This is a genomic window from Cloacibacillus evryensis DSM 19522 (assembly GCF_000585335.1).
Lineage (GTDB): Bacteria > Synergistota > Synergistia > Synergistales > Synergistaceae > Cloacibacillus > Cloacibacillus evryensis.
This window is the reverse complement of record NZ_KK073872.1, coordinates 1,617,759-1,634,529: the sequence shown is the minus strand read 5'-3', so window position 1 is coordinate 1,634,529 and position 16,771 is coordinate 1,617,759. Positions and strand designations below refer to the sequence as shown.

Here is a 16,771-nt window from a genome sequence, read left to right as displayed (position 1 = left end):
ACGGACCTCCGGCGCGGGAGGCCCGTTCGCTCATATTCAGAAAAAAGTTACTTTGCCGGTCTGATGATCACTACCTCGCCGACCCATTCGGTGAAGGTGGGCATGTAGTAGACATTTTTGTAGCCGAAATCACAGAGCTTCTGCCCTGCCTCTTTACTCATCTTGTCGTTCGCACCGTAGACGACGATGACCTTGTTGACGTCGGGGATCATTGAATGCGTCACGGCGTCCATCATCAGCTCGAAGGGAAGCGACTCCGCCATAGGGATGTGGCCGGCCTTAAAGTCAGGCAGGCTGCGGACGTCGATGATCGCGATCGGACGCTGCGTCTCAATAAGTACAGCCACCTCCTGCGGCGAGATCTTCTTCAAAGGATATGCCGCCGCCTCCGCTTTCATCACCTGGGCAGTTCCCATTATTACAACTGCTGTCAATATAACCGTAAATAGCGCTGCAAACTTCTTCATTGGTGTAAATCCTCCGTTTGTTTAATGTTTATTGCATCGCTTATATTTATACATCAGGAGGATTGGCAGACACAGGTAGTTTTATCTAACATGCGGCTCAGTAAAAACTTTGTTTTTTATGTTATCTGCGTTAAATACTATAAAAAACACCACTATAAATACTGATATCTTTATATCCTACGTATTTTTGCCCTTTAACGAAGGATGCCCAGCGGCGTACGACATTTACCGGTTTCAGTCAAATAGGCTCCGTTGGCGGCCGGTCGTTTTCTCTTCAAAAGCGCTCAGGTATTCAAAGATCGACCCGTTGTCATGCGCGATGCCGTGAGCGGCGCATTTCTCGTGAAAGAGCCTCATCAGCCTGCCGTTGCGGGGGCTGGTTATCACATAGCGGTCGCCGTAGTTTTCAATATATCTCTCTTTCATTTTTGGGAAGAGCTCGTCCAGGCGGCTGTAGAAGTATTCCCGGTTCCCCTCGCGCAGCGTCAGCCCCATGCCGAAGCAGATGACGCTGCGGACCTTTGCTTCAATGCAGTAATCCAATATTCCGGAGATATTATCCTCCGTATCGTTGATGAAGGGAAGGATGGGGCAGAGCCAGACGACCGTCGGTATGCCCGCGTCGCGCAGCCGCTTCAGGGCCTCGAAACGTTCCAAGGTGGTGCTGGCATTCGGCTCAAGTTTCCGGCAGAGCTCTTCGTCATGGGTGGTCAATGTCATCTGCACCACGCATTTGGTTCTCTTGTTTATCTTTTTCAGCAGTTCCAGGTCGCGCAGCACATGAGCGGACTTCGTGATGAGTGTGAAGCCGAAGCCATACTTATAGATCAACAAAATCGCCCTTCTGAGATTTCCTGTTTCCAGTTCAAGCGGGATATAGGGGTCCGTCATGGAACCGGTGCCGATCATGCATTTTTTCACCTTGCGCCGCAGGGACTTTTCCAACAGCTCTACGGCGTTTTCTTTGACCTCGATGTCCTCGAAGTCATGCGCCATCCGATAGCATTTGCTTCTCGAATCGCAGTATATACAGCCGTGGGAGCAGCCGCGATAGAGGTTCATCCCGTTTTTCGCCGATAATATCCCCTTTACCGTCACACGATGCATCTATGGGCCCCCATGCCGTCCGCCGCGGAAGCTCTGGGCCGGGTACCGCCGGCCCCCATCAGATCCAGTGTTTGCCGGAGGAGAATATCGGGTGCGGCTCGATGCGGAAGCGGCCGCGCGGCGAAGAGGCGTAGCCTCCGAAGCCGCCCTCGTAGTAGTTCTCAAGGAAGAGGTCGAAACCGTTCCGGTTGAGCGCGATGAAAGCGTCCTCAAACGATTTGAAGCAGAGCTGATCGAAGATCACCGGCGTGTCGGTGGAGAAGTAGGCGCTCGCCTCGTGCGGCGTCTCGGACTCCGTCACAAAGGCCCAAACTTCGTCCTGCATTCCAAGATCCTTTACCCACCAGCGGCAGTTTCCGGGGTCAAGCTTCTGCAGGTCGTAGGGCATGCCATTTTCCGCCGGACGTCCGTCCGCGCTCTCGCGGCCGCAGCAGAAGAAGTTATAGCGTGAATCAAGATATTTCTTGTTGAACTCGTCGGCGACCTTCACCGCCTCCTGCGGCATGAGGATGTTGAGCAGCGTCACCCAGCGTTTTGAGACGGGGCCGTAGAAGGCTTCGGCGACCGCGCCCGCGATGCAGGCCTGCGTGTCGGAGTCGCCGCCGAGAGACACGGCGTTGCTGAGCGCGTCTTCAAAGGACTCGGATTCAAGGAAAGCGATGAGCGCCTCGGGAACGCTGCCCTGACATGACGAGTCAAAGGTATATCCGGGGCGGACCGATTCGAGGGAACGGTCGAGGTCATAGCCGAATTCCCGCGCTACGTAATCTTTTATCTCATCTTTGCTTTTGCCGCTCCGCGCGAGAAAGACGGAGGCTGCGACGGCGCAGGCCCCCTTTACCCCCTCGGGGTGGCTGTGGCTAGGCTCCGCGCTTCTCTTTGCCTCTTCAAGGACCTCTTCGAGGCTGTCGAAGGCCCAGCCAATGGGCGAGACCCGCATCGCGGAGCCGTTGCCGTAGCTTTCGCCCCTCTCGTCGCTGTCGGAGAGGCACCAGCGGAAAAACTTCTGTCCATACCCCGCGTTCGGGTAGGAGCGTCCCCAGTATTTGAAGACCTGCATATAGTCGTATCCGTGGAGGAGCGCGTCCGCCGTCGCGACGGTAAGCACGGAATCATCCGTGAAGCGGCTCCTCTCGGAGACAAAATCAAATTCTTTGGATTTGTGCGGGGCCCTCTCGAATACGGAGCCCACGATATCGCCAATCAGCGCGCCTAACATCTATATCATCACTCGCTTACTTATAATTTCGACAATGATGTATATTATACTACAGCCCCTTCTGTTCCGGGCGCTCGAAGGGATCGCCGAGGTGCGCGGCGTCTCCCATCAAAAGCATCCTCGGCGCGGAACCTTCTTGGATTTCGACGACCGTGATGCTGCAGTTAGGCACCTGGAAACGGAAGAAACTTGAAAGAGGCGCGCCGAGCCAGTAGCAGAGCAGCACTTTGATCACCGCGTCGTGCGAGGCGAGCAGCACGTCCCCCTTGTATCTTTTCGCGGCCCCGTCCACGGCTGGCGCGGCGCGGCGCATGATATCGGCGAGATTCTCGCCGCCCGCTCCCGGCATCGTCACCGTTTCAGGGGCGACGTGCCATTTGCGGAGCTCTTCGGGCCATTCAGCCGCGATCTCGTCGGCGAGGCGTCCCTCCCAGTCGCCGTGGTTTATCTCGGTCAGCGCCCCCACCGTTAAAAACTCTCCGCACTCGCACCGCGCCGAGGCGCGCTCGGCGGTAACCTTCGCGCGCGCCAGCGGGCTCGTCAGCACCGCCTCAAACCTATGGCCGGCAAGCCGCTCACCCAGCAGCTCCGCCTGCGCCAGCCCCTTTTCGTTGAGTTCAGTGTCCTGCTGCCCCTGAAAACGTCCCGCGACGTTCCACGCCGTCTCCCCGTGCCTGATCACAAAAAATCTCATCTGTCTACCCGGCCTTTGTAAAATCGACCGTCGTCACCCAGACCATATCGCCGCTCTTCACAAGTTCGCCGCGCAGCCTGTCGTCAGTCTCGCCGTCTATTTCAAGCGCGCCGAGCGCGAGGCCGCTGCCCTCCTTGCGTCCGAGGGCAAAGTTCGCGATATTGACGTCAGCCGCGCCAAGGACGCTGCCGATCTTGCCGATGACCCCGGGGCGGTCGTGGTTCTGGAAGATGAGCAGTTTGCCGCTCGGCACAAAGTCCACCCAATAATCATTGACGCGGACGATGCGCTGGCGTCCCTCTTCGGTGATCGTCGCCAGCAGCGAGACGGAACCCTTTTCCGTTTCAAGCTCGACCTCGATAGTGTTCTTGTAGGTCTTTGACTCGCCGCAGCTCTCGTCTATCGATATATGACGGTCTTTCGCGAGCAGCGGGGCGATCATATAGGTGACGGAAGAGCCGACGCTCACCTCGAGCATCCCCTTGAGGACGGCTATCGTGTAGGGGCGCAGTTGGTTTGCGACGCGTTTTTCCTCATCCTCAAAGAGCGCGCCGCGCAGCGTCACATGGCAGTTGTGGGCGGCCGCCCCGCGCACTTGAGCCAGCTTGGCCGCGAGAACGCCTATCTTGCGCGAAAGGGCGAGATACATCCGCTGGTCGCCGTTCAGCGCCTGCTCTATAAACGGAAGGTTCACCGCGTGCGAATAGGGTTCGCCGCGAAGCACCATCAGCATGTTCTGCGCCGCGATGCGCGAGACCTCGGACTGGGCCTCGACTGTGTTCGCACCGATGTGAGGCGTGATCACGATCCGCTCCGCGATGTCCTCGGCGAGGAAGGGATGGCCCGCCGCCAGCGGCTCGGCGCTGAAAACGTCGGTGGCAAAGCCGGAGAGCCGTCCGTCGCGCACAGCCTCCGCCACCGCCGCCTCGTCGACGATGCCGCCGCGCGCGCAGTTGACGAGATAGGCGCCATGTTTGAAGGCGCGCAGCATGTCCGCGTCGATCATGTCCGAGGTCTCCTGAGTCAGCGGCGTGTGTATCGTCACGACGTCGGCGAGCGAAACCGCTCCTTCAAGGTCGCTCACAAGCTCCACATGCAGCGACTCGGCCTTTTTCTGCGGTATGTAGGGATCGTAGGCGATGACCTCCATGCCGAAGGCCCGCGCGCGCTTCGCGACCTCGCTGCCGATGCGTCCGAGGCCGATAATGAGAAGCTTCCGCCCGCTGAGCTGGCAGCCCGTGAAACGGTTGCGGTCCCATTTGCCCCTGTGAAGCGAACTGCAGGCCTGAGGCACATGGCGCACGACGGCAAGCATATTGGCCATCGTCAGCTCCGTCGCCGCGAGCGTGTTGCCGCTAGGCGCGTTTATTACGATGATGCCCTGCCTGCTCGCGGCGGGAAGGTCGATGTTGTCGACTCCGACGCCGGCGCGGCCGATAACTTTAAGGTTTTTGCCGGCCTCGATCTTCCTTTCGTCCATCGTCGTGCCGCTGCGCGTCAGTATGCCGTCATAAGCCGGCAGTTTCGCGATCAGTTCCTCTTCGGCAAGCCCTATTTCCACGTCAAGCTCGACGTCCGGCGCGTTCCTGAATATATCAAGCCCCGCCTCGCCGACCTTTTCCGTGACAAGTATCTTCCATTTCCTGTCCATCACGCTCTCTCCAATCATCTATCTTTTATCTGTCTTAAAAATTTTTCGGGCAGTTCTAAGGTAATTTTCATCGCTATCTTTGCCGATCGCTCCGGCAAAGGCTCTAAGAATATCCTCCATCTCGCCGATCTCCCAGTCGCTGTAGTGCGAAGCGCGGATCAGCTTTCCCTTCAAGGCCCCCTGGCCGCCGGCCGTCTCAAAACCTTCGGCGGAGAGGCTCTTTCTCACGGCCTCGCTCGCGCCGTTCGGCGCGGAAAAGGCGGTGACGCCGGCCGAGCGCAGCTTCTTATCCGTCACGAGCAGCTCATAGCCGAGCTCTTCCAGAGCGGCCGCGAAAGCGTCGGCGTACAGCCTGCGCTTCGCGAACCACGCCCGCGCGCCGTCGGCGAGGATGACGTCCAGAGCGGCGTTGAGCGCGTAGTAGAGCGATACCGGCGGCGTGTAGGGGTTGGCGTATGATCCCGGCCCCATGTTCTTCAAATGCAGCTTCAGGTCAAAGTAATAGCTGGGGCATTCCCGCTCCGGCAGCGCGGCGAGCGCCCGTTCGGACAGCCAGACGAAACCAAGCCCGGGCGGCGTCATCAGCCCCTTCTGCGAGGCGGTGCAGAGCACATCCGCGCCCCATTTTTCCGGCAGGCACTCGATCGCCCCGACGGAGCTCACGCCGTCGACTAAGATCAGCGGACGGCCCGCCGCGGGAAGCGCGTCTATGATCTCCCTTACCGGAACGGTGACGCCGGTCGAGGTCTCGTTGTGGGTGACGAGTATGGCGCGCGCGTCGGGATTTTCGCGCAGGGCCGCAGCCGCTGCCGCCGGCGACGGCGCGCTCCCAGCCTCCGCGTCGACATATACGCCGCGGGCCCCCGTGCGCGCGGCGATCTCGCGGAAACGGTCGCCGAAGACGCCGCAGGACAGTGATATAAATTTATCTCCGCGGCGGAGGAAGTTCACGGCGGCACATTCAAGCGCGCCGGTACCCGACGAGGGGAGTATGACGACGGGGGAATCGCTCTCCAAAAGCGCATGCAGTTTGCCGGCGATCCCCTTAAAAAGTTCGGAGAACTCGGCGCACCTGTGGCTCATAAGCTGGCGGGAAGCCGCCTCAAGAACGCTCTGCGGCGCCTCGACGGGCCCGGGAGTAAGCAGGTACTTTTTCTTCAACAATAAGACCTCCAGTATATAAAAAATAAAAAGAGACCGAAAGACGCCCTTCGATCTCAAAACGTTACCTCTGTTATTTGCGCGGATATGCTTACAACATCAGTGTTATTCGCTTTGAGACCGGCGGCGCGGCGATGACCATCCACACGACGAAAGGCCGGAGGAGAGAGAGGATGACGACACTGATTTTGAAATAGTTTTACAGTTCATTTGCCCTCTCCTTTGACTCAAAGTTTAATTAGCTAACATTTATACCCCCAACTTCTCTTAATGTCAATACTGAACTGGATTATCCGCCGAAATAATTTTTCGCTTTGCTTACAGTCAGACATTTTTAATATATAATAATAAAGATGCGCAAAAAGCGGAGGAGAGGCGTTTATGAGGAAAAAAGGCGAAGAGCTTCTATTATTTTTGTTTACAGTTTTTGTATACTGTTTTGTCTGTTTTTATCTCCCTTATAAATATCCTGACCTGCCTAAGAGCCTCTCTGCCTCATTCGAGGCCGTCATTCCCGGCGGCGTTTCCGCGCGGGAGGCGGCGGAGATCATCAGAAAAGCGGGGGCGGTGGACGACGCGAAGGCGCTTGCGCGCGCGATGGCCGATATCGGGATAGACCGCCGGCTGAAGCCGGGGCTGTACAGCCTGTATAAATCTACTCCCGCCGGCGTCGCGCGGCAGCTGGCGAAGGCGAAACCCATAGCCGACAGGATGACGCTGATCCCCGGCTTCCGCTACAGGCGGGTAGCCGCGCTCTTCGGCGGCGCCGCCGGAGCAAAGCCGCATTTCGACGCCGCGATGGAGAACGCTGATAACTTCCCGGCAGAGGTCAGGGCTTGGCTTCCTTCCCGAAAAGAGGAGCGGATCGTCTTCCTGCTTCCCGAAACATATTTCATCGCGCCCGGGCCGCAGGCGGCGGCGGAATTTGTCAAAAGCGCCTCCTCTCTGTGGTATGACCGGATAGGCTCTAAGATAGCGGCGGACGCCGCGCCGGAATCGGTGATGAAGAGCGGCATTCTCGCCTCTCTGGTCGAGGGAGAGGCGAAGGCCGCCGACGAACGGCCGATCCTCGCGGGGATCTTCCTCAAACGCCTTGAGAAAAACATGCGGCTGCAGTCATGCGCCACCGTTATATACGCGTGGGACGAGCTGAACATCAGGAAAAGCCGCCTCTCTTACCGCGACCTTGAGATAAATTCGCCCTACAATACCTATCTGGTCGGCGGTCTGCCGCCGGGGCCGATCTGCGCCCCCTCGGAGAGTTCGTGGAAAAGCGCGCTCGAGCCGGAGGAGAGCGATTATCTCTTCTTTTTCGCGGACAGGGAGGGACGGCACGTATTCAGCAAGAGTTACGAGGAACACCTGGCGAAGCAAAGGAGGCTGGGGCTGTGAGGCCGGAGATAACGGCGGCGCGCTTCATTGTGCCGCAAAAAGATATATACTATATCAGTTGGATAATAGACGCCGCGGAGGGCATCGGCTTTCTTCAGACGGACGACGCGAAGGCGGGCAGGATAACTGTATTCAGTCCGAGAGAGCAGCTGCCGTATATAATGGAGTTGATGTCATCGCTGCGCGCGGAGGGCATCGAGATAAAGCCGGACGAAGAAACGAATGATACGGGAGAGACTACCGCATGACAGACAAACTTGATTTTTTGCACGAAAGCATAAAAGAGGCGCTTAAAAGAGGCGCCCGGTACGCCGACATCTTTATCCAGAGCGGCGAGGGGCACTCGGTACATTTTGAGGACGGAAAGATAGACGGCATCTCGTCGTCTACATCCGACGGCGCGGGAAGCCGCGTCATCGTCGACGACAGGACCTTTTACGCGCACGCCCCGGGAAACGACGAGGCCGCCGTGTCCGCCTCGTTCGCGGAGTGCGCCGCCTCCGCCGGCATGGACGGGCTGAGGGAGAGTTCTTCCTCCGCCATGCTGATGGAGAGGGGAGAGCCAATCGCGCCCCCCGCGGTGGACTTTCTCCGCGAAATAGACGACATTATCAAGAAGGAATCCAAACACATAAGGCAAAGTTCATACCGTTACTCCGTCTCGCACCGGCGTGTACTGGTCATCAAACCGGACGGAACGGCGGCTTTTGACCGACGCCTCTACTCCTCCTTCGCGGCGCAGGTGGTAGCCGAACGGGACGGAGTGCTGCAAACCGGATCGGAACGCCGCTGCATGGCGCTCGGAGAGGATGATTTCTGGCGCGGCTCCGCGCCGCTGACCGTGGCGCGCACGGCGCTGCGCCGCGCGCTGCTGATGCTTGAGGCGAGCCCCTGTCCCGCCGGTTCGATGAACGTCCTCATGGACGGCGAGGCCGGAGGCACGATCATCCACGAGGCCTGCGGACACGGCCTCGAAGCCGATATCGTGGAAAAGGATTATTCCGTTTACCGCGGCCGCATCGGCGAAAAAGTGGCGCACGAGAGCGTGACGATGATAGACGACGCGGCGATGCCCGGGCTCTACGGCGCGTACAGATTTGACGACGAGGGGACCCCGGCACAGCGGACCGTCCTCATAGAGAACGGCGTCTTAAAGGGATACCTCACCGACATCCTCTCATCGCAGATGTACGGCCTGCCGCTGACCGGCAACGGCCGCCGCGAGTCCTACCGGAACATCCCCGTGCCGCGTATGAGCAACACCTACCTGACGCCCGGCAAAGACGATTTCGATTCAATGCTCGCGCGGACGGGAAACGGCCTCTATGTCAAAAAGATGGGCGGAGGCGAAGTAGACCCTACCTCGGGCGACTTCGTTTTTTACGTCACCGAGGGATATCTCGTTGAAAAGGGAAAGATCGGCGTCCCCGTGCGCGGGGCTATCCTGACCGGAAACGGCCCGGAGGCGCTCTCCCGGATATCGGCGCTCGGCGAAAATCTCGTCATGGACCCTGGGATATGCGGGAAATCAGGACAGGGCGTGCCGGTAACGGACGGACAGCCCTCCATGCTCATCGAGGGGCTCACGGTGGGAGGCAGCGAGGCATGAGAGAAAAGGCGCCAATGAGGAGAAGGGCGGCCAAGGCTCCCTCTAAAAGCATCAGAGAGAGGCTGGCGGAGCCCTTCGCGAATATTGGATCAGCGGTGAAGATCGCGAATATCATCGTCATGCTCTTCACCCTCTACATCATCGCTTCGCTTTACACTCCGTGGACGGGCGACGGCGGCGCGGGCATCGCCGCCTCGCTGCTGGCGTCGGTGGGCGGCTCCGTCGTCGTTCCCCTCCTGTTCGTGCTTTACCTTTCGTTATCTTACCTCTTCTCGCGGGAGGTAAGGTGCTTTTTCAGGCAATTCTTAGGAACGGCGCTTGTCTTTCTGCTCGCCTCGCTGCTGCTGGGGCTCAACCGGCTGACGGGCGGCGAGGACCTGCTGCGCTTCCCCTGCCTTTCCGCGGGAGCTTTCGGCCATCTTCTGAGCCTCGCCGTATATAAGACGACCGGAGTCCTGGGGACCTTGATCATCGGCCTTCTCCTGATCTATTTCACTCTTCTTTTTTACAATATTCATATATTCTCATATATTAAACTGCCCAAAATAGCATTGCCGTCTTTCAGTCGCAGGAAAAAAATGGAGACGCTTAAAGAAGAGCTTAATGAATACGGCTATGAGAGCCGCCGCAAAAACAGGGGCGCTCCCAACATCATGGAGTGCGGCGAGGGCGACTATTTCGCCTGCGAAGACGACCGTTCCGAAGACCCCGAAGAAGAGGACGCGTACGGGGACGAGGAAGACGGCGATATCAGCGAAGACGGCTCGGACAACGACGAGGAAAACATTGATTATAACGATCCTGACAGCGTCAGGATCGCGGCGGCGGGAACGGCTCCCGCCACGATCCAGGACCCCAACTTCAGCCTGGGGGATTCCTCCGGCGGACGTATCAAACAGGGGATATTCCCGCCGCCGATCGAACTCTTCGGACCGGAGGAGTCCCGCGACGGTGAGATGGACGAGGAGCGCGCCGAACCGCTCGGCGAAAAGATAGTCGATACGCTCGAACAGTTCAGCATCGAGTCGCGCCTCGCGGAGATACTCGTCGGGCCGACGGTCATTCAGTTCCGCATCCAGCTCGCTCCGGGCATAAAGGTCAGCAAAGTCGCCGCGCTCTCGAACGACATCGCGCTCGCGATGGCCGTCCCGAGCCTGCGCATCGAAGCTCCGATCCCCGGCAAACCGTACGTCGGCATCGAGATACCGAACCCCAAACGCCGCGGCATCCCTCTGCGCACCGTGATCGAAGACGACGCCTTCAAAAAGGCGAAGCTCTCGCTGCCGCTGCCGTTCGGCGTCGCGGTCAACGGCGACCCCATGGTCGTCGGCCTTGAGGAGCTGCCGCATCTGCTGGTGGCTGGCACGACAGGCTCCGGCAAGAGCGTCTTCGTCAATTCCTGCATCGTCGGGCTCTGCTCAAAGCGCTCCCCCGAGGAGCTGCGCATGATACTCGTCGACCCCAAGCGCGTCGAAATGGCCGTCTACGACAAGCTGCCGCATCTGCTGACGCCGCCGGTGACCGATCCCAAAAAGGCGGTGCAGGCGCTGGCCTGGCTGATACGCGAGATGGAGAGCCGCTATACGACCTTCGCGAAGATGCGCGTGAGGAACCTGGAAGGATACAACGAGAAGGTGCTGCCAAAGGACCGGCTGCCGCATATCGTGATCGTCGTCGACGAACTCGCGGACCTGATGATGACGGCGGCGAAAGAGGTGGAGGAGTACATCTGCCGCCTCGCGCAGATGGCGCGCGCGACCGGCATCCACCTGATGCTCGCGACACAGAGGCCGTCGGTGAACATCATCACCGGCCTCATCAAGGCCAACATCCCGGCGCGCGTGGCCTTCACGCTACCCAGCAACGCCGACTCGCGCACGATCATCGACTGCGCGGGAGCGGAGAAGCTGCTCGGCAAGGGGGACATGCTCTTTTCATCGACGAAGCACCCGAAGCCGATACGCATACAGTCGCCGTGGATAGACGAAAGCATCCTCGCCGCGTGGCTCAAATACATGACCAACACCTTCGGCGAGCCTGACTTTATTGAGATAGAGGCACAGGGAAACGGTCCCGCGGGCGGTAACGGCGGCACCTTCGACGACGAACTTCTGGAAGAGGCCGTCGAGACGGTGATGACGACGGGCATCGCCTCGGCCAGCGGCCTGCAGCGCCGCCTGCGCGTCGGCTTTTCGCGCGCCTCAAGACTGATAGACATGATGGAGCAGTTGGGCATCGTCGGACCGGCGGACGGGGCCAGGCCGCGCGAGATACTCGTCGATGAGGACGGGGCCGATGAACTTTTGGAAAACGCGAGAAACGGCGGGGAATAAGTTATGAAGGGAATAAAAAAAAGAGCCGTATTAAACGGCCCTTTGTACTTTTCCGGAACGGAGGCACTTCGTGCAGATATGAAGTTTACGAGTTTCTCCGCCGCCTACGTTCACCTTTACGCTCTGAATGTTGATAAGCCAACGGCGTCTCGTATGGCGGTTCGAGTGGCTTACGGCATTTCCCGTTGCCGGCCCGCGGCCGCAGCAATCACAGAATTTTGACATTTGTTTCCCCCCTTGTTTACCTTGAAACAATCAACCTAGACATTGTATCATAGCATCGCTCAAAGTTGCAACTGTAAGGATGCAAAAAAATCAGAAAGGAGTTTTTCAGATGAATTTCGTCGAAAAGATGACGGAACTTGAAAAAATATTGAAGGATCTCGAGGGTGATTCTCTCTCTCTGGATCTTGCGCTCACGGAATATGAGCGTGGGATCGCCCTCGTGCGCGAATGCCGCGCCTACCTGGCCGAGGCGCAGCAAAAGATATCCATGCTCTCACAGGAGGGCGAAGAACTGCCGCTGGCCGCCGCTAAGGCGGAGGGGGCAAAAAGTGATGAATGAGGCGCGGCTGAAGGCCGTAAAAGAAAAATTCGCGGCGGGCTGCGCGCTCATTGACGGCTACATCGCCGACACCGCCGGGCTGCGGGCTGAGAAGGCGCCGCCGAAACTCTTTGAATCTATGGAATACTCCCTCCGCGCCGGCGGCAAACGGCTGCGCCCGATACTCTGCCTCGCGGCGGCGGAAAGATGCGGCGTGGCGGCGGAAAATGCCCTGCCGATGGCCCTCGGCATCGAGATGCTCCACACGGCGACGCTGATACACGACGACCTCCCCTGCATGGACGACGACGACATGCGCCGCGGAAAGCCATCGAACCACGCGCTCTTCGGAGAGACGCTGGCAGTGCTGGCGGGGGACGCGCTGCTCGCGCAGTCGCTCGAATTCCCCATGGCGCAGCTCAAAAACATCCCCGCGCAGAACGTCCTCCGCGCGATGCGGATATTCGCCGGAGCCATCGGCCCTGCCGGGGTCTGCGGCGGGCAAGTGCTGGACATGTTCGCCGAGGGGACGGAGGGCGATCCGCATTACGTGCGCCGCGTCGCGGCGCTCAAAACCGGCGCTCTCATCGAGGCGGCCGTGCTCACCGGGGCGTCGCTCGGCTGCGCGGACGAGGCGGTCCTGGAAAGATACGGCGATTACGCGCGCCATCTCGGTTCCGCATTTCAGATAGTCGATGATATACTAGACGTGACGAGCACGGCTGAAGAGCTGGGCAAGACCCCCGGCAAGGATGAAGAACAGGGCAAGCTGACCCATGTCACCGTTTACGGCGTGAAAGCCGCCGGAGAGATGGCGGAAAAAGAATCGGCGGCGGCCAAAGAGGCGCTCGCGGGGCTGCTTGAGGAGGACGACTTCCTCATGCTCCTGCCTGATTACCTGGTTCATCGTACCTGCTGACGGCGCATTGAGAACTATCAAGGCGCATGACGGCTCCGGCATCCACCGGGGGATAAAAATAACTTACGTCAAGGTGGAATCGAAATGAGCCTTTTAGAATCCGTAGGAGACTTCAGAGGCCTGTACGGGCTTAGCGAAGCCGAACTGCAAAAGCTGTGCGCGGAGCTCAGAAAAAATATAATCGACGTGACCCTCGAAAACGGCGGCCACCTCAGTTCATCGCTCGGCACCGTCGAACTGACGGTGGCGCTGCTGCGCGTATTCAATCCCGACGCGGACAAGATAATCTTCGACGTCGGACACCAGAGCTACGCCTACAAACTGCTCACCAAGCGCCTGGACCGTTTCGCGACGCTGCGCCGCAAGGGCGGGCTCGCGGGATTCCCGCGCATGGACGAGAGCCCCTACGACTTTTTCACCACCGGCCACAGCAGCACCTCGATATCGGCGGCGATGGGCTACGCGAAAGCCCGCGACCTCATGGGCGAGGGACACGAGGTCGTCGCGGTCATCGGGGACGGCGCGCTGCTCAACGGGGTCTCATTCGAGGCGCTGAACTCCCTCGCGAGCATCAAGTCCAAAGTCATCATCATCCTCAACGACAATAAAATGTCGATAAACCCGCGCGTCGGCGGCATGGCCTCGCACCTGGCGAAGCTGGCCGTCAATCCGACCTACAAAAAACTCAAGGACTATATAAAGACCCAGTGCACAAACATGAAGAACGGAGAAAACATCAACTCTTCGCTCTCCAAAATAAAGATGAAGCTCAAATCGCTGCTCCTGCCGACCAACGTCTTTGAAGAGCTCAACATAAGCTACTGGGGCCCATTCAACGGCCACAACATAGCCGAGATGGAGGAGGTCTTCCGGCTCGCGCGCCATTACGACGAATCCCTGCTGATCCACGTTATGACCCAAAAGGGGAAAGGCTGCCCGCAGGCCGAGGCGTTCCCGTCATTCTTCCATGGAATAGGCCCCAAAACAAAGATAGACGCCGCCACACAGGCGACCGCCGGCACGGCTGCGAGCTGGAGCGGGGAGATGGCGAGGGTGCTCTGCGACATGGCCCGCGAAGACCCGAGGCTGGCCGTCTGCACCGCGGCGATGAAAGACGGCACCAAACTTGAAAACTTTGCCAAGGCGCACCCGCAGCGATTTTTTGACACCGGCATCGCCGAAGAACACATGCTCATCTACGCCGCCGGACTCGCGGCGGCCGGGATGCGCCCTGTCGTATGCATCTATTCGACCTTCCTGCAGCGCGCGGCCGACCAGGTAATGCATGATATATGCTTACCCAAACTGCCCGTACTGCTGGGCATCGACCGCGCCGGACTGGTCGGTGAAGACGGAGAAACGCATCACGGGATACTTGACGTCGCCTGGCTCCGCTCCATACCGGAGATGACGATCGCCGCGCCGCGCGACGCCGCCGACCTTGAATTCTTCGTCCGCGAATGGAAAAAGCTCGCGATCCCCATGGCGGTACGATATCCGCGCGGCAAGTCCGCCAAATCCATCCCCGCCGCCGGGGCAGAGCGTGTTCCGGCCCCGTGGGGAAAGCTCGAAGTGATCAGCCAGGGAGCGGAGATCTGCCTTATCGGCGTCGGCAGCACCGTGGAACTGATGATGAAGAGCGCCGACGAGATAGAAAAAATGACCGGCAGGCGACCCACGGTGGCGGACCTGCGCTTCATAAAGCCCCTTGACCGCGAAGGGCTCGACAAGCTCCTGACAACGCACGCCGTCGTCGTCACCGCGGAGGAAAACACCCTCGCCGGCGGCGTCGGAGAGGCCATCTCATCATACATCAACGAGAAAGGGTACGGAGTGAAGATCGCCTCGGCCGGAGTCCCGGATCACTTCATCTCGCACGCCGCCAGGGCCGAACAGTGGGAAGAGTGCGGCCTCTCCGTCGAAAACATCCTGCGGCTCTGCGTCTCGCAATGAAACAGAAACTTATACGGCTTGATAAATTTATAACGGACAGAAAGTTGGCCGCCTCCCGCACGGCGGCGCAGAACTATATCGAAGAGGGACGCGTGACGGTGGGCGGAGTCACGATCACCAAAGCGGCCTCCATGGTACCGCAGGACGCGAGCGTAAAAATAGACGCTCCCGAAAGGGAGTGGGTGAGCCGGGGCGCCTACAAACTGCTCAAAGCTATCGAAAGCTTCGCCATAAAGGCGGACGGCAGGCGCTGCGTAGACATCGGAGCCTCGACCGGCGGTTTTACGGAAGTGCTGTTAGCGAACGGCGCGGCAAAAGTCTACGCGGTAGACGTCGGATACGGACAGCTCGCCTGGAAGCTGCGCGGCGATCCCCGCGTCGCCGTGCTCGAACGAACAAACGCGAGAAACCTCACGCTGGAGATGATAGACGGAGAAAAGGCCGACATCGTCGTCTCCGACGCCTCCTTCATCTCGATCACGCTGCTGCTCCCCAAAATGGAGGAGCTGCTCAAGGAGGACGGCCTGATGGCGGTCCTCGTCAAGCCGCAGTTCGAGGCTGGGCGCGAGAGGGTGGGGAAGGGCGTCATCACCGATCCCGCGCTGCACCGCGAAATACTCGGCGAAGTGGCGGACTTCATCGAAAAGGATACCGGCCTGTCGCTGGAAGCGGCCGACTACTCGCCGATACGCGGCCCGGAGGGAAACATCGAGTTCCTCTTCCTTTTGCGGCACAAAGGCATGGAAAATGCCGCCAATAGGCCGGATCTTGATAAAATCGTGGAGGAGGCGCACAAAAATACCTGCGCCCACCCCAGATAGAGGTGTCATATATGGAAAAAAACGATAAAAAAGTCGGTTTGCTATTCAACACGCAGAAGCCCGAAGCGATAGAAATGGCCTGGCGGCTCTGGCGCTGGGGCAAAGAAAATGGCGTGCATTTTCTGCTGCCGCCGCACGAGGCCTCCGCGATCGCCCTTCCCGAAGTTACGGACGAGACGTGGCGCAAAGAGGTCTCCTTCGCCGTCATCCTCGGCGGAGACGGCACCTTCCTGCGCGCAGCGCGCTACATCTTCGGTTCCGACGTCCCCCTCTACGGAATAAACCTCGGACGCCTCGGCTTCCTCGCGATCGGAAATCCCGGCTCGGCGGAAGAAGACATCAAGTCGATCCTCGACGGGCACTACACCCTCCAGTGCCGCCGCCTCCTCAAAGGGCAGGTATGGCGCGGAGGACGGCTCGTGCATGAGCTCCACGCCCTCAACGACCTCGTCATCTCCAAGGGCAGCCTCGCGCGCGTCATCGACCTTGAAGTCAAGGTCGGCAAAGAGATACTCTCGCTCTTCCTCGCCGACGGCCTCATACTCTCAACGCCGACCGGCTCCACGGCCTACGCGCTCTCCGCCGGCGGCCCGATCGTGCCGCCGCACGTCCCCTGCATGATAATGGCGCCGATATGCGCCCACACCCTCTACGCGAGGCCGGTGATCCTCAGCGACACCGACAACATCATCGTCATCCCCAAAGGAGACGCGCGCAGCCTCATGCTCACGCAGGACGGACAGCTCGGCTACGAGCTGCTGCCAGGCGACGAACTGCACGTGATGCTCGACAACGAAATATACGTCCAGACCATCCAGCTCATCGGGCGCAGCTACTACGACCTGCTGAGGGAAAAGCTGCGCTGGGGGTTCAACGGTATCAGAGACGGAGGCGACTGAAC

The 16,771-nt window shown here is 59.3% G+C and carries 16 protein-coding genes; 9 read left to right on the top strand and 7 right to left on the bottom strand.

From position 1 onward, the window contains the following. Positions 1–47 precede the first annotated feature (47 nt). From CLOEV_RS07195 to CLOEV_RS07170, 6 genes are all read right to left on the bottom strand, one after another. Positions 48–467: a rhodanese-like domain-containing protein gene (locus CLOEV_RS07195; RefSeq protein ID WP_008711666.1), complete on the bottom strand. Its 420-nt coding sequence runs from the start codon at positions 465–467 to the stop codon at positions 48–50. Positions 468–701: 234 nt separating this feature from the next. Further along, positions 702–1,574 (bottom strand): SPL family radical SAM protein, encoded by an 873-nt coding sequence (locus CLOEV_RS07190; protein WP_034442792.1) that lies wholly within the window; start codon positions 1,572–1,574, stop codon positions 702–704. Between the two features lie 58 nt (positions 1,575–1,632). Then, positions 1,633–2,793, bottom strand: a complete 1,161-nt coding sequence (locus CLOEV_RS07185) for an ADP-ribosylglycohydrolase family protein (protein WP_084482221.1) — start codon at positions 2,791–2,793, stop codon at positions 1,633–1,635. A 49-nt stretch (positions 2,794–2,842) separates the two neighbouring features. Next, positions 2,843–3,487, bottom strand: coding sequence for a histidine phosphatase family protein (locus tag CLOEV_RS07180; RefSeq protein ID WP_034442790.1), 645 nt, complete (start codon positions 3,485–3,487; stop codon positions 2,843–2,845). 4 nt (positions 3,488–3,491) lie between these two features. After that, a complete protein-coding gene (gene serA / locus CLOEV_RS07175; RefSeq protein ID WP_034442788.1) occupies positions 3,492–5,138 on the bottom strand; it encodes a phosphoglycerate dehydrogenase in 1,647 nt (548 codons plus the stop codon). 18 nt (positions 5,139–5,156) lie between these two features. Next, positions 5,157–6,299, bottom strand: coding sequence for a pyridoxal-phosphate-dependent aminotransferase family protein (locus tag CLOEV_RS07170; protein WP_051484952.1), 1,143 nt, complete (start codon positions 6,297–6,299; stop codon positions 5,157–5,159). A gap of 381 nt (positions 6,300–6,680) precedes the next feature. On the opposite strand from CLOEV_RS07170, the gene mltG reads away from it, so the two are divergent. The 4 genes from mltG to CLOEV_RS07150 are packed head-to-tail and all read left to right on the top strand — an operon-like array spanning position 6,681 to position 11,633. Beyond that, complete coding sequence (gene mltG / locus CLOEV_RS15945) at positions 6,681–7,691, top strand: endolytic transglycosylase MltG (RefSeq protein ID WP_051484951.1); 1,011 nt, start codon at positions 6,681–6,683, stop codon at positions 7,689–7,691. Next, positions 7,688–7,939, top strand: coding sequence for a DUF4911 domain-containing protein (locus CLOEV_RS07160; RefSeq protein ID WP_008711655.1), 252 nt, complete (start codon positions 7,688–7,690; stop codon positions 7,937–7,939). Before mltG ends, CLOEV_RS07160 begins: the two co-directional genes overlap by 4 nt. Then, positions 7,936–9,300 carry a TldD/PmbA family protein gene (locus tag CLOEV_RS07155; RefSeq protein ID WP_008711654.1) on the top strand — a complete coding sequence of 455 codons (1,365 nt, stop codon included), beginning with the start codon at positions 7,936–7,938 and terminating at the stop codon, positions 9,298–9,300. Before CLOEV_RS07160 ends, CLOEV_RS07155 begins: the two co-directional genes overlap by 4 nt. After that, entirely contained in the window at positions 9,297–11,633 is a 2,337-nt protein-coding gene (locus CLOEV_RS07150; RefSeq protein ID WP_051484950.1) for a DNA translocase FtsK, read from the top strand. The genes CLOEV_RS07155 and CLOEV_RS07150 overlap by 4 nt, the downstream gene beginning before the upstream one ends. A 30-nt stretch (positions 11,634–11,663) precedes the next feature. Here the strand turns inward: CLOEV_RS07150 and rpmB are convergent, their stop codons facing one another. Then, on the bottom strand, positions 11,664–11,858 hold the full coding sequence (gene rpmB, locus CLOEV_RS07145; RefSeq protein WP_008711651.1) for a 50S ribosomal protein L28: 195 nt from the start codon (positions 11,856–11,858) through the stop codon (positions 11,664–11,666). A 109-nt stretch (positions 11,859–11,967) separates the two neighbouring features. On the opposite strand from rpmB, the gene xseB reads away from it, so the two are divergent. The 5 genes from xseB to CLOEV_RS07120 all read left to right on the top strand — a co-directional run bounded on the left by xseB (position 11,968) and on the right by CLOEV_RS07120 (position 16,769). Continuing rightward, positions 11,968–12,198: an exodeoxyribonuclease VII small subunit gene (gene xseB, locus CLOEV_RS07140; RefSeq protein WP_008711649.1), complete on the top strand. Its 231-nt coding sequence runs from the start codon at positions 11,968–11,970 to the stop codon at positions 12,196–12,198. Further along, positions 12,191–13,096 carry a polyprenyl synthetase family protein gene (locus tag CLOEV_RS07135; protein WP_034442786.1) on the top strand — a complete coding sequence of 302 codons (906 nt, stop codon included), beginning with the start codon at positions 12,191–12,193 and terminating at the stop codon, positions 13,094–13,096. Before xseB ends, CLOEV_RS07135 begins: the two co-directional genes overlap by 8 nt. An 84-nt stretch (positions 13,097–13,180) precedes the next feature. Next, the gene (gene dxs / locus CLOEV_RS07130) at positions 13,181–15,049 is read left to right on the top strand and encodes a 1-deoxy-D-xylulose-5-phosphate synthase (RefSeq protein ID WP_034442783.1); all 1,869 of its coding nucleotides are present in this window, start codon (positions 13,181–13,183) and stop codon (positions 15,047–15,049) included. Then, the gene (locus tag CLOEV_RS07125) at positions 15,046–15,870 is read left to right on the top strand and encodes a TlyA family RNA methyltransferase (RefSeq protein WP_034442780.1); all 825 of its coding nucleotides are present in this window, start codon (positions 15,046–15,048) and stop codon (positions 15,868–15,870) included. The genes dxs and CLOEV_RS07125 overlap by 4 nt, the downstream gene beginning before the upstream one ends. Positions 15,871–15,881: 11 nt before the next feature. After that, entirely contained in the window at positions 15,882–16,769 is an 888-nt protein-coding gene (locus tag CLOEV_RS07120) for an NAD(+)/NADH kinase (RefSeq protein WP_034442777.1), read from the top strand. Positions 16,770–16,771: the final 2 nt, after the last annotated feature.